The organism is Corynebacterium sp. 335C, assembly GCF_053525695.1.
This window is the reverse complement of the sequence record NZ_JASTTB010000001.1, coordinates 1271770-1295272: the sequence shown is the minus strand read 5'-3', so window position 1 is coordinate 1295272 and position 23503 is coordinate 1271770. Positions and strand designations below refer to the sequence as shown.

The 23503-nt window shown below is 74.7% G+C and carries 23 protein-coding genes; 19 read left to right on the top strand and 4 right to left on the bottom strand.

Annotation, left to right across the window (positions count from 1 at the left end; genetic code table 11):
- The first annotated feature begins 101 nt into the window (after positions 1 to 101).
- From QQS41_RS05605 to rfbA, 17 genes are all read left to right on the top strand, one after another.
- Positions 102 to 1760, top strand: coding sequence for a uroporphyrinogen-III synthase (locus tag QQS41_RS05605; RefSeq protein WP_448851665.1), 1659 nt, complete (start codon positions 102 to 104; stop codon positions 1758 to 1760).
- Positions 1761 to 1776: 16 nt separating this feature from the next.
- A complete protein-coding gene (locus QQS41_RS05600) occupies positions 1777 to 3375 on the top strand; it encodes an ABC transporter transmembrane domain-containing protein (protein WP_448851664.1) in 1599 nt (532 codons plus the stop codon).
- Positions 3372 to 5168, top strand: a complete 1797-nt coding sequence (locus QQS41_RS05595; RefSeq protein WP_448851663.1) for an ABC transporter ATP-binding protein — start codon at positions 3372 to 3374, stop codon at positions 5166 to 5168. Before QQS41_RS05600 ends, QQS41_RS05595 begins: the two co-directional genes overlap by 4 nt.
- A gap of 10 nt (positions 5169 to 5178) precedes the next feature.
- Positions 5179 to 6210 carry a porphobilinogen synthase gene (gene hemB / locus QQS41_RS05590; RefSeq protein ID WP_448851662.1) on the top strand — a complete coding sequence of 344 codons (1032 nt, stop codon included), beginning with the start codon at positions 5179 to 5181 and terminating at the stop codon, positions 6208 to 6210.
- A complete protein-coding gene (locus tag QQS41_RS05585; RefSeq protein ID WP_448851661.1) occupies positions 6207 to 6806 on the top strand; it encodes a hypothetical protein in 600 nt (199 codons plus the stop codon). Before hemB ends, QQS41_RS05585 begins: the two co-directional genes overlap by 4 nt.
- Positions 6803 to 7171 carry a hypothetical protein gene (locus tag QQS41_RS05580; protein ID WP_448851660.1) on the top strand — a complete coding sequence of 123 codons (369 nt, stop codon included), beginning with the start codon at positions 6803 to 6805 and terminating at the stop codon, positions 7169 to 7171. Before QQS41_RS05585 ends, QQS41_RS05580 begins: the two co-directional genes overlap by 4 nt.
- A 1-nt stretch (position 7172) precedes the next feature.
- Positions 7173 to 9779 (top strand): heavy metal translocating P-type ATPase, encoded by a 2607-nt coding sequence (locus QQS41_RS05575; RefSeq protein WP_448851659.1) that lies wholly within the window; start codon positions 7173 to 7175, stop codon positions 9777 to 9779.
- Positions 9767 to 11083 carry a glutamate-1-semialdehyde 2,1-aminomutase gene (gene hemL, locus QQS41_RS05570; RefSeq protein ID WP_448851658.1) on the top strand — a complete coding sequence of 439 codons (1317 nt, stop codon included), beginning with the start codon at positions 9767 to 9769 and terminating at the stop codon, positions 11081 to 11083. Before QQS41_RS05575 ends, hemL begins: the two co-directional genes overlap by 13 nt.
- Positions 11084 to 11707 (top strand): histidine phosphatase family protein, encoded by a 624-nt coding sequence (locus tag QQS41_RS05565; RefSeq protein WP_448851657.1) that lies wholly within the window; start codon positions 11084 to 11086, stop codon positions 11705 to 11707. It abuts the gene before it with no gap.
- Positions 11704 to 12336, top strand: coding sequence for a TlpA disulfide reductase family protein (locus QQS41_RS05560; RefSeq protein ID WP_448851656.1), 633 nt, complete (start codon positions 11704 to 11706; stop codon positions 12334 to 12336). The genes QQS41_RS05565 and QQS41_RS05560 overlap by 4 nt, the downstream gene beginning before the upstream one ends.
- Before the next feature lie 3 nt (positions 12337 to 12339).
- Complete coding sequence (locus tag QQS41_RS05555) at positions 12340 to 13104, top strand: cytochrome c biogenesis CcdA family protein (protein ID WP_448851655.1); 765 nt, start codon at positions 12340 to 12342, stop codon at positions 13102 to 13104.
- A 56-nt stretch (positions 13105 to 13160) separates the two neighbouring features.
- Entirely contained in the window at positions 13161 to 14795 is a 1635-nt protein-coding gene (gene resB, locus QQS41_RS05550) for a cytochrome c biogenesis protein ResB (RefSeq protein ID WP_448851654.1), read from the top strand.
- A 117-nt stretch (positions 14796 to 14912) separates the two neighbouring features.
- A complete protein-coding gene (ccsB, locus tag QQS41_RS05545; protein ID WP_448851653.1) occupies positions 14913 to 15926 on the top strand; it encodes a c-type cytochrome biogenesis protein CcsB in 1014 nt (337 codons plus the stop codon).
- Complete coding sequence (locus tag QQS41_RS05540) at positions 15926 to 16267, top strand: hypothetical protein (protein WP_448851652.1); 342 nt, start codon at positions 15926 to 15928, stop codon at positions 16265 to 16267. Before ccsB ends, QQS41_RS05540 begins: the two co-directional genes overlap by 1 nt.
- 1 nt (position 16268) lies before the next feature.
- Positions 16269 to 17273, top strand: coding sequence for a dTDP-glucose 4,6-dehydratase (gene rfbB, locus QQS41_RS05535; RefSeq protein WP_448851651.1), 1005 nt, complete (start codon positions 16269 to 16271; stop codon positions 17271 to 17273).
- Between the two features lie 19 nt (positions 17274 to 17292).
- Positions 17293 to 17931 (top strand): dTDP-4-dehydrorhamnose 3,5-epimerase family protein, encoded by a 639-nt coding sequence (locus QQS41_RS05530; RefSeq protein WP_448851650.1) that lies wholly within the window; start codon positions 17293 to 17295, stop codon positions 17929 to 17931.
- The gene (gene rfbA / locus QQS41_RS05525) at positions 17931 to 18803 is read left to right on the top strand and encodes a glucose-1-phosphate thymidylyltransferase RfbA (RefSeq protein WP_448851649.1); all 873 of its coding nucleotides are present in this window, start codon (positions 17931 to 17933) and stop codon (positions 18801 to 18803) included. Before QQS41_RS05530 ends, rfbA begins: the two co-directional genes overlap by 1 nt.
- Here the strand turns inward: rfbA and QQS41_RS05520 are convergent.
- Complete coding sequence (locus QQS41_RS05520) at positions 18800 to 19021, bottom strand: hypothetical protein (RefSeq protein ID WP_448851648.1); 222 nt, start codon at positions 19019 to 19021, stop codon at positions 18800 to 18802. The genes rfbA and QQS41_RS05520 overlap by 4 nt on opposite strands.
- A gap of 43 nt (positions 19022 to 19064) precedes the next feature.
- On the opposite strand from QQS41_RS05520, the gene QQS41_RS05515 reads away from it, so the two are divergent.
- Positions 19065 to 19415, top strand: a complete 351-nt coding sequence (locus QQS41_RS05515; RefSeq protein ID WP_448851647.1) for a DUF4229 domain-containing protein — start codon at positions 19065 to 19067, stop codon at positions 19413 to 19415.
- 10 nt (positions 19416 to 19425) lie between these two features.
- On the opposite strand, the gene QQS41_RS05510 is transcribed toward QQS41_RS05515, so the two are convergent.
- Both QQS41_RS05510 and menE read right to left on the bottom strand, forming a co-directional pair.
- A complete protein-coding gene (locus QQS41_RS05510; RefSeq protein ID WP_448851646.1) occupies positions 19426 to 20316 on the bottom strand; it encodes a 1,4-dihydroxy-2-naphthoate polyprenyltransferase in 891 nt (296 codons plus the stop codon).
- Complete coding sequence (gene menE, locus QQS41_RS05505; RefSeq protein ID WP_448851645.1) at positions 20313 to 21446, bottom strand: o-succinylbenzoate--CoA ligase; 1134 nt, start codon at positions 21444 to 21446, stop codon at positions 20313 to 20315. Before menE ends, QQS41_RS05510 begins: the two co-directional genes overlap by 4 nt.
- Before the next feature lie 94 nt (positions 21447 to 21540).
- Between menE and QQS41_RS05500 the strand changes: the two genes are divergently transcribed.
- The gene (locus tag QQS41_RS05500) at positions 21541 to 22416 is read left to right on the top strand and encodes a trypsin-like serine protease (RefSeq protein WP_448851644.1); all 876 of its coding nucleotides are present in this window, start codon (positions 21541 to 21543) and stop codon (positions 22414 to 22416) included.
- Positions 22417 to 22527: 111 nt separating this feature from the next.
- Here QQS41_RS05500 and QQS41_RS05495 read toward each other — a convergent pair whose 3' ends face one another.
- Positions 22528 to 23475: a 1,4-dihydroxy-2-naphthoyl-CoA synthase gene (locus tag QQS41_RS05495; RefSeq protein WP_448851643.1), complete on the bottom strand. Its 948-nt coding sequence runs from the start codon at positions 23473 to 23475 to the stop codon at positions 22528 to 22530.
- Positions 23476 to 23503 lie beyond the last annotated feature (28 nt).

The window sequence follows — 23503 nt, the reverse complement described above, 5'->3', positions numbered from 1 at the left end:
CGCACGTGTGATATGGCGGGCGCGGCCGCGGCATCGCCACGCGATGCCCGGCCGCGCCGCCGTCGTCGTGCCCGACCGTCGAAAGTAGAAACCCCCGATCCATGAGCACCGCCCGAACCACGCCCGCGGGGCGCATCCTGTTCGTCGGCGCCGGTCCCGGAAACCCGGACCTGCTGACGCTGCGCGCCCGCGAGGTCCTGGCCACGACCTCCGTCGCCTACATCGACCCGGGGGTCATGGAGGGCGTACGCGAGCTCGTCGCCGCGGACCTGCCGGTGCCGGAGGAGAAGATCCGGGCGGCCGAGGAGGCCTACGAGCGGGCGTGCGCGGAGGCGAAGGCCTCCGGCGCCCGCCGCCGCCCGCCGCGCCCGGAGCCGCCGACGGCCGCCGAGCTGCGCGAGCCGCTGGACGACCCGACGGAGATGAGCCGGGAGCTCGCCGCGGAGGCCCGCCGCGGCCACGACGTCGTCCGCCTCGTCGCCGGCAACCCGCTCACCGACGACCGGGTGCTGGCGGAGATCAACGCCGTCGCCCGCACCAGCGTCGAGTTCCAGATCGTGCCCGGCATGTCCGTGCCGTCGACGGTGCCGGCGTTCGCGGGCATCGCGCTGGGCTCCACGTACACGGAGACCGACCTCGGCCGCGCCGACGTTGACTGGGACGAGCTGGCCTCGGCCCCGCAGCCGCTGGTGCTGCAGGCGGTGGAGGACGACCTCGACGCCATCGTCGAGGAGCTGTCGTCCCGCGGCCTGCCCGCCTCCCTGCCGGCGTCGGTGACTGTCAACGGCACCACGCGCCTGCAGCGCACCTACGACGTCACGCTCGGCACCCTGTCCCAGCTGGCCGGCGACCTGTCGGGTCCGCTGGTGGTGACGCTGGGCAAGGGCGTCGACAAGCGCTCGAAGTACTCGTGGTGGGAGAACCGCGCCCTGTACGGCTGGAACGTGCTGGTGCCGCGCGCGAAGGGCCAGGCCGGCCCGATGAGCGCGCGCCTGGCGGCCCACGGCGCCATCCCGGTGGAGGTGCCGACCATCTCCATCGAGCCGCCGCGCTCGCCCGCCCAGATGGAGCGGGCGGTCAAGGGCCTCGTCGACGGCGACTACCAGTGGGTCGTGTTCACCTCCGTCAACGCCGTGCACGCGGTGTGGGAGAAGTTCACGGAGTTCGGCCTGGACGCCCGCAGCTTCGCCGGCATCCGCATCGCCGCGGTCGGCCACAAGACCGCCGCCGCCATCCGGGAGCACGGCATCGTGCCGGAGCTGCTGCCGGCGGGCGACCGCCAGAACGCCGCGGGCATCGTCGACGTGTTCCCCGAGTTCATCGAGGGCATGGACCCGGTCAACCGGGTGCTGCTGCCGCGCGCCGACATCGGCACCGACGTGCTGGTGGAGGGCCTGCAGGACCTGGGCTGGGAGGTCGACGACGTCACCGCCTACCGCACCGTCCGGGCGGCCCCGCCGAGCGCCGACATCCGCGACATGATCAAGACCGGCGGCTTCGACGCCGTGTGCTTCACGTCGTCGTCGACGGTGAAGAACCTCGTCGGCATCGCCGGCAAGCCGCACTCGCGCACGATCATCGCGTGCATCGGCCCGATGGCCGCGGCGACGGCGAAGGAGTACGGCCTGCGCGTGGACGTGCAGCCGGAGCGCGCCGGCGTCGCCGATCTGGTCGACGCGCTGGCGGATCACGTCGCGCACCTGCGCGCCGCCGGGCAGCTGCCGCCGCCGCGGAAGAAGCGGCGCCGCCGCTCGTCGTAGCGCCTACCATGGGCGCATGCTCATCCCCCTGCGCCGCAGCGTCCTGTGGTCCCGGTACCTCCCGGACGAGCCCCCGGAGGGCGACGACGGGGCCTCCCTCATCGACTGGTCCTCGGGGCGGCGCGCCGCGTGGACGGCGCTGCGGTGGCATCCGGGGGCGACGGCGCTCATCCTCGCCGCGGCGGCGGCCAACGCCGTCGTCACGGCGGGGATCCCGCTGCTCGTGGGCGTCATCACCGACCGGGTGATGGCTACGGGCGAGGTGTCCGCGCTGCTGGCCCCGCTGGCGGGCATCGTCGCGCTCGGCCTGCTGGGCTGGGCGACGGAGATCCTCATCGCCGCGTGGACGTCGCTGGGCATCGCGCGGCTGACGCACGCGGCGCGCACCCGCATGACGTCGCTCGCGGTGTCGCGCGGCGGCCGGGGCGTGCCGCCGGGGCGGCTGATGTCCGTCGTCGACGGGGACTCGGAGACGTTCGCGCAGGCCCGCCTGGTGCTGGCGTTCCCGGTCATCATGATCGCGTCGCTGACGTCGATGACGCTGGTGGTGCTGTCCATCAGCCCGCCGGTGGCGGCGCTGTGCGTCGCCGGCGCCGTCGTGGCGGCGTGGGTGTCGCAGGTCGTCGCCCGGCCCATCGGGAGGGTGTCGGGCAGGCGCCGCGCGGCGGAGGCCGCGGCCGGCGCGACGGCGACGGATCTGGCGCAGGGCTCCCGCACGGTGAAGGGCCTCGGCGCGGTCGGCCGGTCGCTCGGCCGGCTGGACCGGGACCTCTCGGCGTCGCTGGAGCTGATGCTCCGCGACGTGCGGGTGTCGTCGCTGGCCCGGCTCATCCGGCAGACCATCCCGGCTGCGTTCGCCGCGGCGGGCATCGCGCTGGCGGCGTGGCAGGCGCACCGCGGGGACGTCACCCCGGGCCAGCTGCTGACGGTGGTGCTCATGCTGCCGGGCTTCCTCAACGGCTCCGCGTTCTCCTTCGGCTACGCGCTGGAGACGCTGGCGCGGGCGTCGGCCTCCGGCGATCGCCTGGTGGAGCTGGAGGCGCGGCTGACGGGGGAGCGTGACGACGGGACCCGCGACCTCCCGTCCGTCCCCGGCGTCGCGGAGCGGGGCCTGACGGTGCTCGCCCCGGAGTCGCCGGAGGCCCGCGACGGGGCGCGGCTGGCGCTGGCGGCGCTGGCCGCCCGGCCGGGGGCGCTGGCGGTGCCGCACGAGCCCGCGATCTTCGAGGGCATGCTGGCCGACAACGTCGACCCGCGGGGCGACCTCGATCCCGGCGCCGTCGACGCGGCGCTGGTCGCGGCGTCGTGCGGCGACGTCGTCCGGCGCCTCGGCGACGGCGGGCTCATCGGGGAGGCGGGGCTGACGCTGTCCGGCGGGCAGCGCCAGCGCGTGCACCTCGCCCGGGCGCTGGCCCGGGACCCGGAGCTGCTCCTGCTGGACAACCCGACGACGGGCCTCGACGCCGTCACCCTCGCCGACGTCGCCGCCGGCGTGGCGGCGCTGCGGCGCGGCCGCGGCACCGTCGTCGTCTCCGGCAACCGGGCGTGGGCGGCCGCGGCGGACGCGGTCGTCGGCGACGCGGAGCTGGCCCGGCTGGCGGGGGCGGCGTCGTGACCGCCGCGGCCGCCCCGGAGCTGGACGCCCTGCGGCCGGAGCCGCCCCGCGGCGTCGCCCGCGTGCTCGGCTCGCTGCCGTCGGCCCCGTCGCGGGGCTGGTGGGCGGCGTTCGGGCTCGTGTCGGCGGCGATGGCGGGCTCGGGCATCGTCGCCACGCGCGCCTCGGGCGCGATCGTCGACGCGCTGGGCGACGGGGCGCGGGTGGCGTGGCTCGCCGGCCTCGTCGCCGCGTGCCTGGTGCTGCAGCAGGCGGCGGGCGCCGGCGTCAGCTGGATCGCCGGACAGCGCATCCGCCGCCTGGCGGTGGAGCTGCGGCGCCGCGGCGCGGAGGCGGTGCTGCGCGCGCCGGTGCCGCGGGTGCAGGAGCTGGGCACGGGCAACGTCGTCACGCGCCTGACGACGGACATCGACCACGCCGTCAACGTCATCTCCATGATCCTGGTGCGGCTGGTCTCCGCGATCCTGCTGCTGCCGTTCACGCTGGTGGCGCTGGCGCTGCTGGGCTGGTGGTACGCGCTGGCCATCGCGGTGGCGGTGCCGGTGCTGGCGGTGCTCGCCCGCGCCGTCGCCCGGGCGATGCCCCCGGCGGTCGACCGGCTGTCGTCCGCGTCGGCGCACCGCAACAACGTGCTGCTCGACGTGCTGCGCGGCCTGCCGACGCTGCGGGCGTTCGGCCTCGGCGGCTGGGGCCGGGCCCGGGCACGGGCGGCGTCGTGGCGGGCGGTGCGCGCCAACGCGGGGGTGCAGCCGGTCATCGACCGCTCCATCGCCTACATCTACGTCTTCTACACGGCGCTGCTGTGCGCCATCGTCGTGCTGGGCACCGTCCTGTCCGCCCGCGGCGCGGTCACCCTCGGCGTCGCCGTCTCCGCGGTCGTCTACGTCTCCCGCCTGGAGATGGCGGTGTTCGACGTCATGGAGTTCGCCTCCGAGGTCCAGAAGGCGATGACGTGCCTCGGCCGCGCCTGCGCCCTGGCCCGCCTGGACGGCGGCGGCGCGCGCGACCTGCCGGAGCCGGAGGACCTCGGCGGCCCGGCGGAGGTGCGCGTCGAGGGCCTGCGGTTCTCCTACCCCGGCACCGCGGGCCGCATCTTCGACGGCCTCGACCTGCGACTGGCCGCCGGCGAGGTCACGGCGCTGGTGGGCACCTCCGGCGCGGGCAAGTCGACGCTCGCGGGCCTCGTCGCCGGGCTCTACGTCCCCGACGGCGGCCGCATCCTCGTCGGCGGCCGCGACGTCGCGGGGGTCCCGGACTCCTGGACCGCCCGCCAGGTGACGCTGCTGGGGCAGGAGACGCACCTGTTCTCCGGCACGCTGCGCGAGGACCTGCTGCTCGCCGCGGGCGACGGCGCCGGCGACGCGGAGCTGGAGGCGGCGCTGGCCGTCGTGGGCCTCGCGCCGGGCTCCGCCGGCCGCCAGCGGCACCTGCCGGACGGCCTGGACACCCGCATCGGCGCCGGCGCCGCCGACGTCGGCCCGGCCGTCGCCCAGCAGATCGCGCTGGCCCGCATCGTGCTGCGGGACCCGCCGGTGCTCATCATGGACGAGGCCACGGCGGAGGCCGGCTCGGAGGACGCCGACGAGCTCACCGCCGCCGCGACCCGCATCGCCCGCGGCCGCACCTCCCTCGTCGTCGCCCACCGCCTGGATCAGGCGGAGGCGGCCGACCGGGTGCTGGTCATGGACGGCGGGCGCATCGCGGAGGACGGGGCGCACGCCGATCTGCTCGCCGCGGGCGGCCGCTACCGGGCCCTGTGGGACGCGTGGAACAGGCGCGGGACCGCGACGTAGGGTTGGGGGCATGACCGACGCCCCGTTCGCCCCCGCCAGCACGCCCGCCCCCGTCCGCCGCCCCCGCCGGCTGCGCACCACCCCCGTGATGCGCCGGATGGCGGCGGAGACGTCGCTGGAGGCGCGGAACCTCATCCTCCCGATGTTCGTCGCCGACGGCATCGCGGAGCCGAAGCCCATCTCCTCGCTGCCGGGCGTCGTCCAGCACACGGAGGACTCCCTGGTCAGGGCGGTGGAGGAGGCCGCGGAGGCGGGCGTGCCGTGCGTCGACCTGTTCGGCGTGCCGCTCGACTCCGACAAGGACGGGGAGGGCTCCGCGTCGTGGCAGGAGGACGGGGTGCTGAACCGGGCGCTGGCGCGGCTGCGCCGGGAGTTCGGAGACGACGTCATCATCATGGCGGACACCTGCCTCGACGAGTTCACCGATCACGGCCACTGCGGCGTGCTGCGCACCGACGCGCGGGGCCGCGTCGTCGTCGACAACGACGAGACGCTGGTGAACTACCAGCGCATGGCGGTGGCGCAGGCGGAGGCCGGCGCCCACGTCGTCAGCCCCTCCGGGATGATGGACGGCCAGATCGAGGCGATCCGCGCGGCGCTGGACCAGGCGGGGCTGGAGGAGACGGCGATCATGGCGTACTCCGCGAAGTACGCCAGCGCCTTCTACGGCCCGTTCCGCGAGGCCGTCGGCTCGTCGCTCCAGGGCGACCGCCGCACCTACCAGCAGGATCCGGCGAACCGCCGCGAGTCGCTGCTGGAGGTGGAGCTCGACGTCGCCGAGGGCGCGGACTTCGTCATGGTGAAGCCCGCGATGTCCTACCTGGACATCCTGCGCGAGGTCGCCGACGCGTCCCCGGTGCCGGTGGCGGCGTACCAGGTCTCCGGCGAGTACGCGATGATCTCCGCGGCCGCGGAGCGCGGCTGGATCGACCGGGAGGCGGCGTTCATGGAGTCGCTGCTGTCCATCCGCCGCGCCGGCGCCGACCAGGTGCTCACGTACTTCGCGGTGGAGGCCGCGCGCATCCTGCGGGAGGGCCGATGACGCAGCTTCCCCCGATGCCGGGCCCGTCGCGGCGGAGGAGCCGCGCGGACGTCCCGGATCAGATCGAGGGCGCCCGCCAGGCGTGGCTCGCGGTGTGCGTCCTCCAGGTCGTCTACGCCGCCGTCGTTGCCGCCGGCATCTGGTCGGAGCCCGGGGAGCTGCTGGCGCAGATGTCCGCCGGCGCGGTCGCGGGCGACGTGAACGACCTGCCGCCGGAGCAGCGGACGTGGGCGGTGCGCATGGCGGCCGTCATGATGTTCGTCTTCATGGCCGCGCTGGCGGGCCTGTTCGCGTGGCTGACGCGCCGGATGCGCGACGGGTCGGCGGGCGCGCGCCTGGTGCTCGTCGCCGGCTCCGTGTACCTCGCGGTCGGCGCGGCGTTCACCGTGTTCGGGCAGCCGTCGGCGCCGGTGCCGGAGGCCGCGGCGCCGCTGCTGCACTTCGGCGCGGGGGCCGCGTCGATCCTCTCCGGCGTCGCGGGCGTCGCGGGCGTGGTGCTGGCCTCCGGTGCGCGGGCGCGCGAGTGGTTCGCGGGTCCGCGTGACGACGGGGACCGCCCCGGCGGCGGCCCCGATCCGAAGGGCGGCCCCCGGTGAGCGGGCGCGGCGCCTGGTGGTGGGTCCTCGCGTGCGGGGCGGTGCTCTCGCTCGTCTCGGGCGCGGAGCTCATCCTCCTCGACGTCGACGGCGCCCCGGGGCCGGTGGCCCGCGACATCCGCATCGTCGGCTGGACGTCCGTCGTCGCGGGCCTCCTGGCCGCCGTGCTCATGGACGCGGCGCGGCGGAGCCGCCGCCTGCGCTGGATCCTCACGGTCATCGTGGCGTTCGCCGCGGCGATGCCGCTGCTCGGCGCGCTCGCCGGGGCGACGACGCCGCTGACCGTGCTGCCGCCGGCGATCCTCGCCGTCGGCATGCTGCTGATGTTCCGCGCCGCCGCGGCGGACGCGATGGAGGGGGAGTGACGTGCCCGCGTCGGAGAAGGATCTCGCGGAGCTCGACGAACGGGTGACCCGCGCCATCGCGGAGGCCCGGGCCGCCGCCGGCCGGCTCGACGGCCCGCGCCGGCCGTCCGGCCGCGACGAGGGCGACATGGCCCGCCGCCTGGCGGAGCGCACCGGCTTCGGCCGCACCTCCTTCGCGCTCGTGCTGGAGGGCATGGAGTCCGGCGTCGACGCGATGGAGGCGGAGGAGGTGCTGGAGGAGTTCGACGACGTCGTCGCGACGGTCGTCTTCCAGACCTCCCGCGCCTGGATCACCGCCCCGGACCACCTGAACCCCGACCTGCTCGTCGAGGCGCTGGAGGACATCGGCCTGCGGGCCCGGCTGACGCGCAGCTCGCTGCGCCGCCGCGCCATCCGCCTCGGCGAGGTCCCGCGGCGCCGCCCCGCCATCCCCGCGGCCGTCCGCCGCCTCGACGAGGCCCGCATGCGGCGGCGCGAGGAGATGCAGCGCAACGCGTCGGTGTCCAGCGAGGTGCTGTTCACCGCCCGCTCCCTGGTCACCCGCACCCGGTTCGTCGGCAGCCTGCTGCTGACCATCCCGGTGCTGGCGATGTCCCTCAACGTCGGCTGGCAGTTCCCGTGGTGGCAGTGGGTCTCGGCCGCGCTGTCGACCATCGTCGTGGCGTGGGGCGGCTACCCCTTCCACCGGGCGATGGTCGGCGCGCTGCGCCGCGGCCTGTCGGCCCTGGACGGCGCGACGTCGGCGGCGATCCTGCTGGCGTGGGCGTGGTCGGTCGGCGAGCTCACCATCGGCGAGGCCGGCGTCATCGGCTACACGACGGCGCCGACGCTGTTCGCCTTCGAGTACGCGCGCAGCACCCCGGCGGAGCTGTTCTTCGACGTGGCGTGCGGCGTGACGACGCTGATGCTCGGCGGCCGCCTCATGACCCGCTACAACCGCATCCGGTCGGGCCAGATCATCCGCTCCCTGCGCATCCCGCCGGAGCGGATGGTGACGGTGCTGAAGAAGGTGCCGGGCTCCCCGGAGCCGGAGCGGCGCCGCGTCCCCGTCGCGGAGCTGCACATCGGCGAGGACCTCATGGTCCCCGCCGGGCAGGTCGTGCCGGTCGACGGCACCGTCGTCGGCGGCGCCTCCCGCATCGACGTCTCCACCCTCGGCGGCCCCGCCGAGCCGGTCGACGCGAAGGTCGGCGACACCGTCCTCGCCGGCGCGGTCAACATCGGCGCGCCGCTGAAGGCCCGCGTCGCCCGCACCGGCTCGAAGACCCGCGCGGCGCTCATGCTGCGCTGGCTGCGCCACGCCATCCGCAAGGAGGACGTGGAGCACCAGATCTCGGTGCGCTCCGCCTCCACGCTCGTGCCGACGACGTTCGGCCTCGCCGTCGCCGCCTTCGGCGTGTGGTGGCTGGTCACCGGCACCGCGCCCGCCGCCTTCGCGGTGATGCTGGCGATGCTGGTCTCCGTCGCCCCGGTGGCGCTGGCCATGACGACGTCGACCGTGCAGCGCCTCGGCATCCTCGCCGGCGCGGAGCAGGGCATCCTGCTGCGCGACGCCCGCACCGTCCGCGCCCTGGCCGGCGTCGACGCGGCGATGTTCAACCGCGTCGGCACGCTGACGGAGGGCGACATGCACGTCGTCGACGTCGTCGCCGCCCGCGGCGAGAACCCCGACCTGGTGCTCCGCGTCGCCGGCGCCCTGGTGATGGACAGCGACCACCCCGTCTCCCTGGCCATCGTCCGCGCCTGCCGCAAGTCCCGCGACGCGGGCAGCGGCGGCGACATCCCGCACTGGATCGACGTCAACCACCCCGACGTCGACGAGGACGGCACGTTCACCGGCCAGATCGAGATCCCGGTGCGCGACGACGACGGCGAGGCCCGCATGCGGCAGGTCGAGGCGAGCCTGTGGCGCCCCCGCGACCTCACCGGCCTCGACGAGCGCACCTCCCGCGCCGCCTTGTCCGGCGGCACCCCGCTGGTCGTCAGCTGGCGCGGCCGCGTCCGCGGCGTCATCACCGTCTCCGAGGACATCAAGGCCGACGCCGTCGACGCCGTCGACGAGCTGGAGGACATGGGCGTCGAGACGGTCATGCTGACCCGCGACACCTACCGCGTCGCCCGCCGCTTCGCCGACCGCCTGGGCATCTCCCGCGTCTACGCCGGCATCGTGCCGGGCCGGAAGTCCGCGACGGTGCGCGAGGTCCGCGCCGGCGGCGAGGACGTCGTCATGGTCGGCGGCGCCGACGTCGCCCCCAGCCTCGACGCCGCCGACGTCGGCCTGCTGCTCGCCGACGACCGCCTGGAGATGCTCGACGACGACCGGGCGCTCGCCGCCGCCGACGTCGTCGTCCTGCGCACCGACGTCTCCGCCGTGCCGCAGACCATCCGCCTGGCGCGCCGCATGCGCCGCACCATGTCGTCCAACCTCGCGTTCGCGTGGGGCTACAACATCGTCGCCCTCGCGGCGGCCGCGGCGGGCATCCTGCACCCGTCGTTCGCGGCGATCTTCATGGTCGCCTCCGGCCTCGTCGTCGAGTGGCGCTCCCGGGCGATGCCCCGGAGGGGAGTGGCCCGCGATCGGGGCCGTTCCCTACGATGGGGTGCGTGAACGCGACATTCCCCCAGTCCCAGCAGTGGTTCGACCGCGCCCGCCGGGTGACCCCCGGCGGCGTGAACTCCCCGGTCCGCGCCTTCGGCTCGGTCGGCGGCACGCCCCGCTTCATCGTGTCGGGCAGCGGCTCCCGCGTCACCGACGCCGACGGCAACGAGTACGTCGACCTCGTCGGCTCCTGGGGCCCGATGCTCATGGGCCACGCCCACCCGGCCGTCGTCGAGGCGGTGCGCGAGACCGCGGCGAAGGGCCTGTCCTTCGGCGCCCCCGCGCCGGGCGAGGTGGAGCTGGCGGAGGAGATCGTCTCCCGCACGTCCGTCGACAGCGTCCGCCTGGTGAACTCCGGCACGGAGGCCACCATGTCCGCGGTGCGCCTGGCGCGCGGCTTCACCGGCCGCGGCAAGGTCATCAAGTTCGCCGGCTGCTACCACGGCCACGTCGACGCGCTGCTCGCCTCCGCGGGCTCGGGCGTCGCGACGTTCGGCCTGCCGGACTCCCCGGGCGTCACCGGCGCCTCCGCCGCCGACACCATCGTCGTGCCGTACAACGACCTGGACGCCGTCCGCGCCGCCTTCGAGGCGAATAAGGGCGAGGTCGCCTGCGTCATCGCCGAGGCGGCCGCGGGCAACATGGGCACCGTCGCCCCCGCCGAGGGCTTCAACCAGGGCCTGAAGGACCTGGCGCACGAGCACGGCGCGCTGCTCATCCTCGACGAGGTGATGACCGGCTTCCGCACGAGCTTCTCCGGCTGGTACGGCGTCGACGGCGTCGCCGGCGACCTCACCACCTTCGGCAAGGTCGTCTCCGGCGGCCTGCCGGCGGCCGCGTTCGGCGGCCGCGCCGACGTCATGGCGCACCTCGCCCCGGAGGGCCCCGTCTACCAGGCGGGCACCCTGTCCGGTAACCCGGTCGCCGTCGCCGCGGGCCTCGCGAGCCTCCGCGCCGCCGACGAGGCCGTCTACGACGCGGTGCGCGCCAACGCCGACCGCCTCGAGCTCATCCTCCACTCCGCCCTGGAGTCCGCCGGCGTCGCCCACCACATCCAGCGCGCCGCGACGATGCTGTCCCCGCGCTTCGCCGAGGGCGAGGGCCGCAACTTCGACGAGATGAGCGCGGCCGACACGTTCCGCTTCCCGGCGTTCTTCCACGGCCTGCTGGAGCGCGGCGTCTTCGCCCCGCCGAGCGCCTTCGAGACCTGGTTCGTCTCCTCCGCCCTCACCGACGAGGACTTCGAGCGCATCGAGGCCGCCGCCGGCCCGGCCGCCGAGGCCGCCGCCGCGGCGCAGCCGGGGGACGCGTAGATGACCGTCCACTCGCCGCGCACCGTCGTGCACCTCATGCGCCACGGCGAGGTGCACAACCCGGCCCGCATCCTCTACGGCCGCCTGCCCGGCTACCGCCTCTCCGACCGGGGCGTCGCCCAGGCGGAGGCGACGGCCGCGAGCTTCGCCGGCCACGACGTGGCGAGGCTCTACGTCTCGCCGCTGCTGCGCACCCGCCAGACCGCCGAACCCGTCGCCCGCGTCACCGGCCTGGAGCCGGAGATCGCCGACGACGTCATCGAGGCCGGCAACTCCTTCGAGGGCCTGCACGTCAAGGGCGTCCGCTCCGCGCTGTGGAACCCGCGGTACTGGTGGCGCCTGCGCCGCCCGTGGGAGCCGTCCTGGGGCGAGCCCTACGACGAGATCGCCGACCGGCTCCACGGCGTCATCGACCGCGCCCGGCGGGAGGCGGAGGGCCGGGAGGCGATCGTCGTCACGCACCAGCTGTGCGTGGTCGCCGCGTCGCGCCGCGCCCGCGGCCTGCCCCTGGCGCACAACCCCGCGGACCGGCAGTGCGACCTCGCCTCCGTGACCTCCCTGGTCTACCTCGGCGATCAGATCGTCGACGTCCGCTACTCCGAGCCCGCCCGAGGAATCCGATGACCCCGACCCCGTCCCGCCGCGCGTTCCTGCGGGGCCTCGCCGCCGCCGGCGCCGCGGCGGCCGTCCCCGCCGGGCTCGCCGCCTGCTCCTCCGACGACACCGCCGGCCACGACGCCGTCGCCATCGGCGGCACCTTCGAGTTCGTCTCGCCCGGCGGCGAGACCGTCATCACCTACCCGCCGGCCGACCGCCGCCCCGTCGGCGACGTCTTCGGCGAGCCCGTCGTCGACCCCGGCAGGGAGATCCACCTGTCCGACTTCGCCGGCCAGATCGTCGTCCTCAACGCCTGGGGCCAGTGGTGCGCCCCCTGCCGCTCCGAGTCCGACGACCTGCAGGCCGTCCATGAGCGGATGCAGGCCGACGGCATCGGCACCGTGCTGGGCGTCAACGTGCGCGACCACGTCCGCAGCGCCCCCGCCGACTTCATGCGGGACAACGGCCTGACCTACCCGTCGATCTACGACCCGCCGTTCGTCAACGCCGTCGCGCTCGGCGGCATCCCCGCCACCGTCATCCCGACGACGATCATCCTCGACCGGGAGCACCGCCCCGCCGTCGTCCTGCTCAAGGAGACCGACCAGTCGGAGCTGTGGGGCCACGTCGAGGCCGTCGCCGCCGAGGGCGCCTGACCCGTGGGCGCCGCGTTCGCGGAGGCCGCCGCCTCCGGCCCCCTCCTGCTGGCCCTGCTCGCCGCCGCCGCGGCCGGCCTGGTCAGCTTCGCCAGCCCCTGCGTCATCCCCCTGGTGCCGGGCTACGTCTCCTACCTCACCGGCGTCTCCGGCGCCGCGGGGGAGTCCGCCGCCCGCTCCGCCCGCTGGCGCGCCGCCGGCGCCGCACTGCTGTTCGTCGCCGGCTTCACCGTCGTCTTCGTCCTCGGCTCCGCCACCGTCTTCGGCCTGGTCTCCGCGCTGCGCCTCAACCAGCGGGCGCTCACCATCGCCGGCGGCGCCGTCACCATCCTCATGGGCCTGGTGTTCATGGGGCTGTTCTCGCCGCTGCAGCGCGACACCCGCATGGCGCCGCGGAAGCTGGCGACGTGGCTCGGCGCTCCCGCCCTCGGCGCCGTCTTCGCGCTCGGCTGGACGCCATGCCTCGGGCCGACGCTCGCCGCCATCATCTCCGTCTCCGCCGGCACCGAGGGGTGGACCGCCGCCCGCGGCGTCGCCCTCATCGTCGCCTACTGCCTCGGCCTCGGCGTGCCCTTCGTGCTCGTCGCCCTCGGCTCCGCCTCCGCCATCCGCGGGGTCGACTGGCTGCGCAGGCATTCGAGGACGATCCAGGTCATCGGCGGCGCCGCCCTCGTCCTCGTCGGCATCGCGCTGGTCACCGGCCTGTGGGACCTGTTCGTCTCCTGGGTGACGTCGGCGTTCATCACCGATGCGGTGACGGTCATCTGAGCCCTCCCGGGTACGGTGGATCCGGATTCCCCGATACCCGAGGAGGCACCGCGACGATGTCCGGACACGGCCGAGCACGGCTCATGCGCCCCGTGCGCTCCGCGTGGCGCTGGCTCACCAGCATGCGCACCGCGCTCATCCTGCTGTTCCTCCTCGCGTTCGCGGCCGTGCCCGGCGCCCTGCTGCCGCAGCGGTCGCTCAACGAGTCGAAGGTCAACGAGTACATCGCCGCCAACGGCACGATGGCGGAGATCTTCGACAAGCTGCAGATGTTCGACGTCTTCTCGTCGTACTGGTTCACCGCCGTCTACGTGCTGCTGTTCGCCTCCCTCATCGGCTGCATCATCCCGCGGTCCTGGGACCACTGGAAGGCCCTGCGCACGCCCCCGGCCAAGGCGCCCCGCAACCTCGGGCGCCTGCCCATGCACGACGAGGGCACCGTCGACAAGCCCCTCGACGAGGTGCGCGGCGACGTCGCCTCGCGCCTGCGCCGCTGGCACCGCACCGAGACGCCGGCGGAGGAGGACCGCGCCGGGGCCCTGTCCTTCTCCGCCGAGCGCGGCTACCTCCGCGAGCTCGGCAACCTGCTGTTCCACATGGGCCTCGTCGCCCTGCTGGTCAGCGTCGCGATGGGCCGGCTCGTCTACTACGAGGGCCAGGTCATCGTCATCACCGGCACCGGGACGGAGATCCAGGACCCGGCGGTGGAGGGCGCGACGCGGACCCCGTTCTGCAACACCGCCGGCGCCAACTACGACTCCCTGCGCTCCGGCAACCTCTTCGACGGCACCGACCTCAACCCCTTCTGCGTCCAGGTCGAGAACTTCCACGCCGACTACCTGCCCAACGGCCAGGCCGAGATGTTCCGCTCCGACATCCGCTACGCGGAGCCGGAGGACATGCGGAAGCCCGTGGACCAGTGGGAGGACGGCGAGCTGCGCGTCAACCACCCGCTGCGCATCCAGGGCGACCGCGTCTACCTGCAGGGCCACGGCTTCGCCCCGGCCTTCCGCGTGACGTGGCCCAACGGCGAGTCCCGCACGTCCATCGTCCAGTTCCGCCCCGACGACCCGACGTTCTTCCTCTCCTCCGGCGCCCTGCGCTTCGACCCGCCCGCCGGTATGTACCCGGACCTCTACGAGCGGCGCCAGAACCAGATCGCCATCGAGGGCCTCTTCGCCCCGACCGCGGCGTGGAGCGGCGAGAACAACCAGCTGCTCAGCTCCTCCTACCCGGAGATGCGCGACCCGGCGGTGGCCATCGACGTCTACCGCGGCGACGCCGGCCTGGACTCCGGCATGTCCCAGTCCCTGTTCTCCCTCGACCGCGGCCTCATGCACTCCGGCCAGCTGGAGAAGGTCGCCCGCGTCAACCTCGCCCCGGGCGAGACGACGGAGCTGGACGACGGCACCGTCGTGGAGTTCCTCGGCGCCAAGGAGTTCGTCAACCTCCAGGTCTCCCACGACCCGACGCAGCCGTGGGTGCTCGGCTCCGCCGTCGTCATGCTCGCCGGGCTCGCGGTGTCGCTGGCGGTCAAGCGCCGCCGCCTGTGGGTGCGCCTGACCCCCGTGGCCGGCGGCGCCACCCGCGTGGAGTTCGGCGGCCTGGCCCGCACGGATCGCGCCGGGTGGGGAGCGGAGTTCGACGACTTCGTCCGCGGCGTCCTCGGCCGGCCCGACCCGGAGGACTGACCCGCCGCCGCCCCCGCGCCCCGGCGGCCCGTTGGGTTACCGAAGGGGGCATGACTACCCTGGAGGGGAACCCCCGGAACCCCCGCCGCCCGTCGGCGCCCAGAATCGGAGTGGATCATGCCGGTCAACAACACGTTGGCGTCGTATTCCGACGTCGCCTTCGCCACCACCTTCGGCCTGTACGCCGTCGCGCTGCTGGTGTTCATCGCCTTCTACGTGCGGACCAAGTCCGCGATGGAGGATCGCGCCGAGCTCGCCGCGCACGAGCGCGAGCTGGTGTCCGTCGGGGCCGGCGGCCCCGGCGCCGTGGACGACGCGGACGGCCGCGCGCCGCACCTGCCCGACGAGGCGAAGGTGGGCAAGCGCGAGGCCGCGGCGGCGAAGCTCGGCGGCGTCGGCGAGATCCTGGTATACGTCGGCGTCGCGGTGCACCTGGCGGCGATGGTGCTGCGCGGCCTGTCCGCCATGCGCTTCCCGTGGGGCAACCTGTACGAGTACATCGCGATGTTCACGCTCGTCGCCATGGCGGTCGCGGCGGTGGCGCTGCGCCGCGAGGAGATGCGCGTGTTCTGGCCGTGGCTGCTGGTCCCGGTCATGGCGCTGATGTTCTACGGCGGCACGGAGCTGTACGCGGAGTCCGCGCCGGTCGTCCCGGCGCTGCAGTCCATCTGGTTCCCGATCCACGTGTCGACGGTCATCGTCGGCGCCTCCATCTTCCTGCTCTCCGGCGTCGCGTCGCTGCTGTACCTGCTGCGCATGTGGCGGCCGCAGGGCTCGGAGTCCGGCGTCGCCGGCGCGCTGGTGCGCCCGCTGCCGTCGGCGAAGGCGCTGGATCAGATGGCGTACCGCACGGCCATCTGGGCGTTCCCGCTGTTCTCCCTCGGCGTCGTGTTCGGCGCCATCTGGGCGGAGTCGGCGTGGGGCCGCTTCTGGGGCTGGGACCCGAAGGAGACGGTGTCGTTCGTGACGTGGCTGGTGTACGGGGCGTACCTGCACGCCCGCGCGACGTCCGGCTGGCGCTCCCGCGGCGCGGCGTGGATCAACATCGTGGGCTTCGCGACGATGGTGTTCAACCTGTTCTTCATCAACATGGTCGTCTCCGGCCTGCACTCCTACGCGGGGCTCAACTGATGGGGCGGGAGGCGTGGCCCCTGGCGGCCTTCTTCGTCGTCGTCGGCGGGCTGTTCACGGTGATGGCCCCCGGCGGGCTGGGCGAGCCGACGCTGGCGCTCGGCATCCTCTTCGGCATCGCCGCGGCGATGCCGGCGGAGAAGCTGGCGCCGCTGGGCGCCCCGAAGGTGGGCGTGCTCGCGGCGGTGCTGCTGGTGCTCGGCGGCATCGCGACCATCCTCGACTGGGGCCTGGAGCTCGGCCGGTTCTGGGACGTCGTCGCGGCGTTCGGGTTCCTCGGCGGGCTGTTCCTGCTGACGCTCCACGTCGTCATGCGCCGGCGGGCGGGGCGGGAAGCCTGACGTGCGCCTGCTGGTGACGGGCGGCGCCGGGTTCATCGGCGCGAACTTCGTGCTGCGCACCCTGGCCACGCGCCCGGAGCACGACGTCACCGTGCTCGACGCGTTCACGTACGCCGCGAATCCCGCGTCGTTGCGTGACGACGCCTCCCGCGACGTGTGCGAGGTGATCCGCGGCGACGTCCGCGACGCGGATCTGGTCGACCGGCTCGTCGCCCGCCACGATGCGGTGGTGCACTTCGCCGCGGAGAGCCACAACGACAATTCGCTGGACGACGCGGGGCCGTTCGTGACGACGAACGTCGGCGGCACCGTCACCCTCCTCCAGGCGTGCACCCGCCACGACGTGCGGCTGCACCACGTCTCCACCGACGAGGTGTACGGGGACCTGGCGCTGGACGATCCGGCGCGGTTCACCCCGGAGTCGCCGTACCGCCCGTCGAGCCCGTACTCGGCGTCGAAGGCGGCCGCGGACCACTTCGTCCGCGCGTGGGTCCGCTCGCACGGCACGGCGGCGACGATCTCGAACTGCTCGAACAACTACGGGCCGCGGCAGCACCCGGAGAAGTTCATCCCGCGCCAAATCTGCGGCCTCGTCGACGGCCGCCCGCCGCGCATCTACGGCGACGGCCGCAACGTCCGGGACTGGATCCACGTCGACGACCACAACGACGCGGTGCACGCGATCCTCGACCGGGGCGCGGCGGGGGAGACGTACCTCATCGGCGCCGACGGGGAGCGGTCGAACATCGACGTCGCCGGCGATCTGCTGGAGATCTTCGGCCGGGACCGCGGCGACGTCGTCCGCGTGCCGGACCGCCCGGGCCACGACCGCCGCTACGCCATCGACCCGGCGTCGACGCGGGCGCTGGGCTGGGAGCCGCGGCACGCGTCGTTCCGGGAGGGCCTGGAGGCGACCGTCGCCTGGTACCGCGCGAACGAGGCGTGGTGGCGGGAGGCGTCGGCGGCGGCGGAGGCGCGTTACGCGGCGGCCGGTCGCGGCGCCTGACCGCCGCTAGGCTGGCGGCATGAACCCGTACCAGCCCCTGCCCATCCCCGGAGCGTTCGTCCTCGAGCCGGTCGTCCACGGCGACGCCCGCGGCGGCCTGCACGAGTGGTACAAGGCCGACGAGTTCACGGAGGCCGCCGGCCACCCGTTCCTGCCCGCCCAGGGCAACATGAGCGCCTCGGCGGCCGGCGTCGTCCGCGGCGTCCACTTCGCCGACGTGCCGCCGGGCCAGGCGAAGATGGTCACGTGCCCGCACGGCCGGGTGCTCGACGTCCTCGTCGACCTGCGCGTCGGATCCCCGTCGTTCGGGGAGCACCACGTCGTGGAGCTCGGCGGCGACGCGAAGCGCGTCGTCTACCTGCCCATCGGCGTCGGCCACGCGTTCGTCTCCCTGGAGGAGGGCAGCGTCGTCGCGTACCTGCTGTCCGACGCGTACGCGCCGGAGCGGGAGCACGCCGTCGACCCGCGGGACCCGGAGCTGGGCCTGGATCTGCCGGGACTGCTCGGGGGCCTGGAGCCGGTGATGTCGGAGCGCGACCTCGCGGCGCCGTCGCTGGCGGAGGCCCGGGAGTCCGGGCTGCTGCCGTCGTGGGACGACTGCCGGGAGTTCGAGGCCCAGCTGCGCGACGGCTGGGAGACGGCGATGGGCGGCGAGTGATGCGCGGCATCATCCTCGCCGGCGGCTCCGGCTCGCGGCTGCGGCCCATCACCATCGGGGTGAGCAAGCAGCTGGTGCCGGTGTACGACAAGCCGATGATCTACTACCCGCTGTCGACGCTCATCCTGGCGGGCATCCGGGACATCCTCGTCATCACGACGGCGGAGGACGCCCCGCAGTTCCGCCGCCTGCTGGGCGACGGCTCCCGGTTCGGCATCGACCTGTCCTACGCCGTGCAGGACGCGCCGAACGGCCTGGCGGAGGCGTTCATCCTCGGCGCGGACCACATCGGCGACGAGTCGGTGGCGCTGGTGCTCGGCGACAACATCTTCTACGGCGCGGGCCTGGGCACGCGGCTGCGCCGGTTCCGCGATCTGGACGGCGGGGCGATCTTCGCGCACTGGGTCGCCGACCCGCAGGCCTACGGCGTGGTGGAGTTCGCCGGCGGCGTGGCCACCGGCATCGAGGAGAAGCCGCGGGAGCCGACGTCGAACTACGCGGTGCCGGGCCTGTACTTCTACGACTCCGACGTCGTGGAAATCGCCCGGGGGCTCGAGCCGTCGGCGCGCGGGGAGCTGGAGATCACCGACGTCAACCTCGCCTACCTGCGCGAGGGCCGGCTGGCGGTGGAGGTCCTGCCGCGGGGGACGGCGTGGCTGGACACGGGCACCGTCGACAACCTCATGGCCGCCTGCGACTTCGTGCGGACCATCGAGAAGCGCCAGGGCCTGAAGATCGGGTGCCCGGAGGAGGTCGCCTGGCGCATGGGCTACCTGGACGACGACGATCTGCGCCGCGTCGCGGAGCCCCAGCTGACGTCCGGCTACGGCGCCTACCTGCTGGAGCTGCTGGCCCGGGGCAAGGACGCCTAGCCGTCCCCCTCGGGTCCGCCGCCCTCCTCCTCGCGGCGGCGCCGCTCCCGCTCCTCGTCGTAGCGGCGCTTGTCCAGCGTCCACAGGAAGTCGGGGTCGTCGTCCGGCCCGACGGGGCCGCGCGGCGGCTGCGCCCGCCTCCGGGACCCCGGCCCGAACGCCTTCCACAGCAGCACGATCGCGACGATCACGAGCACGATCAGCAGCACTCGACCCACCTGGCACCTCCTCGTCCGCACCAGGATAACTAGACTCGGGGCCGTGAACGAGGAGAAGCAGGAAGCCGCAGCCCGCCCCGCCGATCGCCCCGGCAAGGACGCCGTGTCGGCGTCGCGCGGCCGGGCGGTGAAGGACGTGGCCCTGTACGGGCTGGCGCGCCTGGCGCTGTTCGCCGTCATCCTGCTGGTGCTCGTCGGCGTCGTGGTGCTGCTGCACGTGCGGGTGCCGATGGCGGTGCTGGCGGTGCTGGCGCTCATCATCGCCCTGCCGGCGTCGATGCTGCTGTTCACGACGCTGCGCGTGCGGGCGAACGAGGGCGTCGCGGCGTGGGACGCGAACCGCCGCGCCCACCGCGACTACGTGCGCCGGGAGCTCGCGGAGCGCGGCGCGTAGCGCGCGGGGGTCAGCCGAGCGCCACGGCCAGCGCCGTGACGACGGCCCATGCGAGCATCGCGCGGCCCGTCAGCCCGAGCACCGGGATGAGCGCGGGGCCGCCGAGGCCCCTGACGACGGGCGGCGCGGCGAGCGCCACCAGCGGCGCGGCGACGAGCCCGGCGAGGGCCCAGGGCGTCGCCAGGACCGCGAGGACGACGGAGGCGGCGAGCGGCGCGCAGGCCAGCGCGACCCAGAGGCGGCGGGCGCCGCGGTCGCCGAGGCGGACGGCAAGGGTGATCTTGCCGGATTCGGCGTCGGAGGGGATGTCGCGGATGTTGTTGGCGAGGTTCACGGAGGCGGAGATGGCGCCGATCGCGACGGCCATGACCAGGCCGGTCCAGGTGACGCGCCCGCTCTGCGTGAACTGGGTGCCCAGCACGGCGACGAGGCCGAAGAACACGAACACCGCCGCCTCGCCGAGCCCGCGGTAGCCGTACGGGTTCCTCCCGCCCGTGTAGAACCAGGCGCCGAGGATGCAGAACGCGCCGACGAGCACGAGCCACCACGCCGACAGCAGGGACAGGGCGACGCCCGCGACGCCGGCGACGCCGAAGCAGGCGAACGCCGCGCGCTTGACGACGCCGGGGGCGACGAGCCCGGAGCCCGTCAGGCGCTGCGGCCCGGAGCGGTCGTCGTCGGTGCCGCGGATGCCGTCGGAGTAGTCGTTGGCGAAGTTCACGCCGACGATGAGGGCCCACGCGACGACGAGGGCGAGCGCGGCGCGGCCCCAGGACACCTCCCCGGCGTGGGCGGCGGCGCCGACGCCGGCGACGACGGGGGCGACGGCGTTGGCCCAGGTGTGGGGGCGGGCCCCCTCGAGCCAGTCGGAGGCGGTTGCGGTGCGGCGGGTGTCGGTCACCGGTCCAGCATATCGGCGGCCCGGCGGCGGTCGATCTTGCCCGACGGCAGCAGCGGCAGGGCGTCCGCCCGGACGACGCGGCGCGGGGCGCGGTGGGCGCCGAGCGCCTCCCGCGCGGCGGCGCGCACGGCCTCCGGCTCCGCGGATCCGGCGTAGAGCGCGGCGATCGCCTGGCCGAGCCGGTCGTCGGGGACCCCGGCGACGCAGGCGGCGTCGACGCCGTCGATGCGGGCGAGCGCCTCCTCGATGGGGCCCGGGTGGTGCTTGAGCCCGCCGGAGACGATGACGTCGTCGAGCCGGCCCAGCACCCGCAGCCGGCCCGCGTCGTCGAAGGCGCCGGCGTCGGAGGTGCGGAAGACCCCGTCGGCGAGCTCCGGACGCGGGTTCCGGTAGCCGCGCGCGACCATCGGACCGGACAGGACGATGCGGCCGTCGTCGAGCTCCGCGCGGGCCCCGTCGAGGGGGACGCCGTCGTAGACGCAGCCGCCGCAGGTCTCGGAGGAGCCGTACGTCGTCACGCACCGCACCCCGGCGGCCCGCGCGCGGGCGAGCAGCGCGGGGTCGGCGGCCTGCCCGCCGACGAGCACGGCGTCGAGCTCCGCCAGCGCCGCCGCGCCCGCCGGATGGTCCAGCGCCTTCGCTAGCTGGAGCGGGACGAGCGAGAGGTAGCGGCGCGGGCCGTCCATGGCGTCGACGGCGCGGGCGAGCTCCGCGGGGTCGAACCCGCCGTCCAGCTCCATCGCGGCGGGCTCGAATCCGGCGCGGACGCTGCGCAGCAGCACCTGCAGCCCGGCGACGTGGTCGGCCGGCGTCGCCAGCAGCCACCGGCCCGGCCCGCCGAGGCGGGCGTGCGTGGCGTCGGCGGAGGAGGCGAGGTTCGCCCCGGTGAGCAGCGCCCCCTTCGGGTCTCCGGTGGAGCCGGAGGTGCACATGACGACGGCGACGCCGGCGTCCACCGGCTCGCCCGCCCGCTGCGTCCGCGCCAGCTGCGCGGCCCGCTCCGCGTCGGCCTCCGGCACCGGCAGCAGCGGCCGGCCGCCCTCCAGCGCGGCGGCGAGGTCGGGCAGGACGCCGAGGGCCCTCCGTCCGCGGGGGACGGGCAGCGTGCGCAGGATCTCGGCGTCGGTCATGCGGGGAACCGTAACGCGGATGGCGTCCGCCGACGATGCCCGGGGTAGGATGTCCCGGACACCCGGCATCGTTCAGCCACTGAAAGGATCGCACATGCTGCGCAAGCTCCTCGCGACCACGGCCGCCGCGCTCGGCGCCGTGGGCCTCGGCGCCGGCACCGCCGGCGCCCTCGCGTTCGCCCCGTTCTCCGACCCCGCCTCGGCGGAGGCCCAGTCCGTCGTCCGCATCCTCACGCCGTACGACAACGGCATGGCGGAGTGCACGGGCACCGCGGTCGCGCCGCAGTGGGTCCTCACCGCGCAGCACTGCGTCGACGGCGCCACCCTCGGCGGCACCGTCACCACCGGCCAGGGCGCCGACACGCGCCAGTTCCAGATCAACGCGTGGGAGACCGCCCCGGCGGGCGACATCGCCCTCATCCACGTCACCGAGGACATGGGCCTGTCCCACTACCCGGAGATTGCCGCGAACGTCGCGCCGGCCGGCTCGCAGGCCCAGGCCTACGGCTGGTCCTCCCTCGGCCAGGGCGTCACCGGCAAGCTGCCGACCGCCCCGGTCGACATCATGGAGTACGGCTCCGAGGACTCCTACGGCGCGCAGGACGTCTACATGACGCGCACCCAGCTGCCGACCGTCCTGCAGCAGGGCGACTCCGGCTCGCCGATCTTCCAGGACGGCCGCGTCGTCGGCGTCCTGTCCATGGGCATCTCCTACGTCCCGGTCGTCCCGCCGACCGTGACCGGCCTGTACATCCACGTCCAGACCGCGCCGCTGCACGGCTGGATGCAGGGCGTGCTGGCGACCAACCCGACGGCCCCGGCCCCGGAGGCCCCGGCGGCCCCGGAGGTCCCGGAGTTCCCGCTGCCGCTGCCGAGCAGCTCGGACATCGAGGGCATCTTCGGCTCCGTCGACATCGACGAGCTGCTGCCGGAGGGCGTGCAGCTGCCGTCGTCCAGCTCCCTCGGCTAGGACGGCCCCGCGGCCCCGCGGCCCCGCACGGCGACGGGCCCCGCGCACCACGTGGTGCGCGGGGCCCGTCCCCCTTTTTCCCCGGCGGCCGAGGGGCCGCCGTCGCGGGCGTCAGTAGTAGAAGGGGAAGTCGTCCCAGTCGGGGTCGCGCTTCTCCAGGAAGGCGTTCTTGCCCTCGACGGCCTCGTCGGTCATGTAGGCCAGGCGGGTGGCCTCGCCGGCGAAGACCTGCTGGCCGACCAGGCCGTCGTCCAGCAGGTTGAACGCGAACTTCAGCATGCGCTGGGCGGTGGGGGACTTGCCGTTGATGGCGCGGGCCCACTCGACGGCGACGTCCTCGAGGTCGGCGTGGTCGACGACCTCGTTGACGGCGCCCATGCGGTGCATCGTCTCGGCGTCGTAGGGGCGGCCGAGGAAGAAGATCTCGCGGGCGAACTTCTGGCCGACCTGCTTGGCCAGGTAGGCGGAGCCGTAGCCGCCGTCGAAGCTGCCGACGTCGGCGTCGGTCTGCTTGAAGCGGGCGTGCTCGCGGGAGGCGAGGGTGAGGTCGCAGACGACGTGGAGGGAGTGCCCGCCGCCGGCGGCCCAGCCGTTGACGAGGGCGATGACGACCTTCGGCATGGTGCGGATGAGGCGCTGGACCTCGAGGATGTGCAGCCGGCCGCCCTCGACCTTGGCGCGGGCCTCGTCGACGCCGTCGGCGCCGGCGGCGGCGACGTCGGAGTCGTGGGTCACGGCGTACTGGTAGCCGGAGCGGCCGCGGATGCGCTGGTCGCCGCCGGAGCAGAACGCCCAGCCGCCGTCCTTGGGGGAGGGGCCGTTGCCGGTGAGCAGGACGACGCCGACGTCGGGGGTGCGGCGGGCGTGGTCGAGGACGCGGTGGAGCTCGTCGACGGTGTGGGGGCGGAAGGCGTTGCGGACCTCGGGGCGGTCGAACGCGATGCGGACGATGCCGTTGGCGCGGCCCTCGCCGGCGTGCCGGTGGTAGGTGACGTCGGTGAGGTCCTCGAATCCGGGGACCTCGCGCCACTGGTCGGGGCGGAAGGGGTTGTCGGTCATGGCCCCAGGGTAGCGGTGGCACGATGGG

What these genes read in the sequence shown, in the direction of transcription:
- QQS41_RS05565 (WP_448851657.1), top strand. Translation starts at nt 11,084, where the DNA reads ATGACCGTCCACTCGCCGCGCACCGTCGTGCACCTCATGCGCCACGGC.
- QQS41_RS05585 (WP_448851661.1), top strand. Translation starts at nt 6,207, where the DNA reads ATGACGCAGCTTCCCCCGATGCCGGGCCCGTCGCGGCGGAGGAGCCGC.
- menE (WP_448851645.1), bottom strand. Translation starts at nt 21,446, where the DNA reads ATGACCGACGCCGAGATCCTGCGCACGCTGCCCGTCCCCCGCGGACGG.
- rfbA (WP_448851649.1), top strand. Translation starts at nt 17,931, where the DNA reads ATGCGCGGCATCATCCTCGCCGGCGGCTCCGGCTCGCGGCTGCGGCCC.
- QQS41_RS05530 (WP_448851650.1), top strand. Translation starts at nt 17,293, where the DNA reads ATGAACCCGTACCAGCCCCTGCCCATCCCCGGAGCGTTCGTCCTCGAG.
- QQS41_RS05500 (WP_448851644.1), top strand. Translation starts at nt 21,541, where the DNA reads ATGCTGCGCAAGCTCCTCGCGACCACGGCCGCCGCGCTCGGCGCCGTG.
- QQS41_RS05600 (WP_448851664.1), top strand. Translation starts at nt 1,777, where the DNA reads ATGCTCATCCCCCTGCGCCGCAGCGTCCTGTGGTCCCGGTACCTCCCG.
- ccsB (WP_448851653.1), top strand. Translation starts at nt 14,913, where the DNA reads ATGCCGGTCAACAACACGTTGGCGTCGTATTCCGACGTCGCCTTCGCC.
- hemB (WP_448851662.1), top strand. Translation starts at nt 5,179, where the DNA reads ATGACCGACGCCCCGTTCGCCCCCGCCAGCACGCCCGCCCCCGTCCGC.
- QQS41_RS05560 (WP_448851656.1), top strand. Translation starts at nt 11,704, where the DNA reads ATGACCCCGACCCCGTCCCGCCGCGCGTTCCTGCGGGGCCTCGCCGCC.
- resB (WP_448851654.1), top strand. Translation starts at nt 13,161, where the DNA reads ATGTCCGGACACGGCCGAGCACGGCTCATGCGCCCCGTGCGCTCCGCG.
- QQS41_RS05495 (WP_448851643.1), bottom strand. Translation starts at nt 23,475, where the DNA reads ATGACCGACAACCCCTTCCGCCCCGACCAGTGGCGCGAGGTCCCCGGA.
- hemL (WP_448851658.1), top strand. Translation starts at nt 9,767, where the DNA reads ATGGGGTGCGTGAACGCGACATTCCCCCAGTCCCAGCAGTGGTTCGAC.
- QQS41_RS05605 (WP_448851665.1), top strand. Translation starts at nt 102, where the DNA reads ATGAGCACCGCCCGAACCACGCCCGCGGGGCGCATCCTGTTCGTCGGC.
- QQS41_RS05540 (WP_448851652.1), top strand. Translation starts at nt 15,926, where the DNA reads ATGGGGCGGGAGGCGTGGCCCCTGGCGGCCTTCTTCGTCGTCGTCGGC.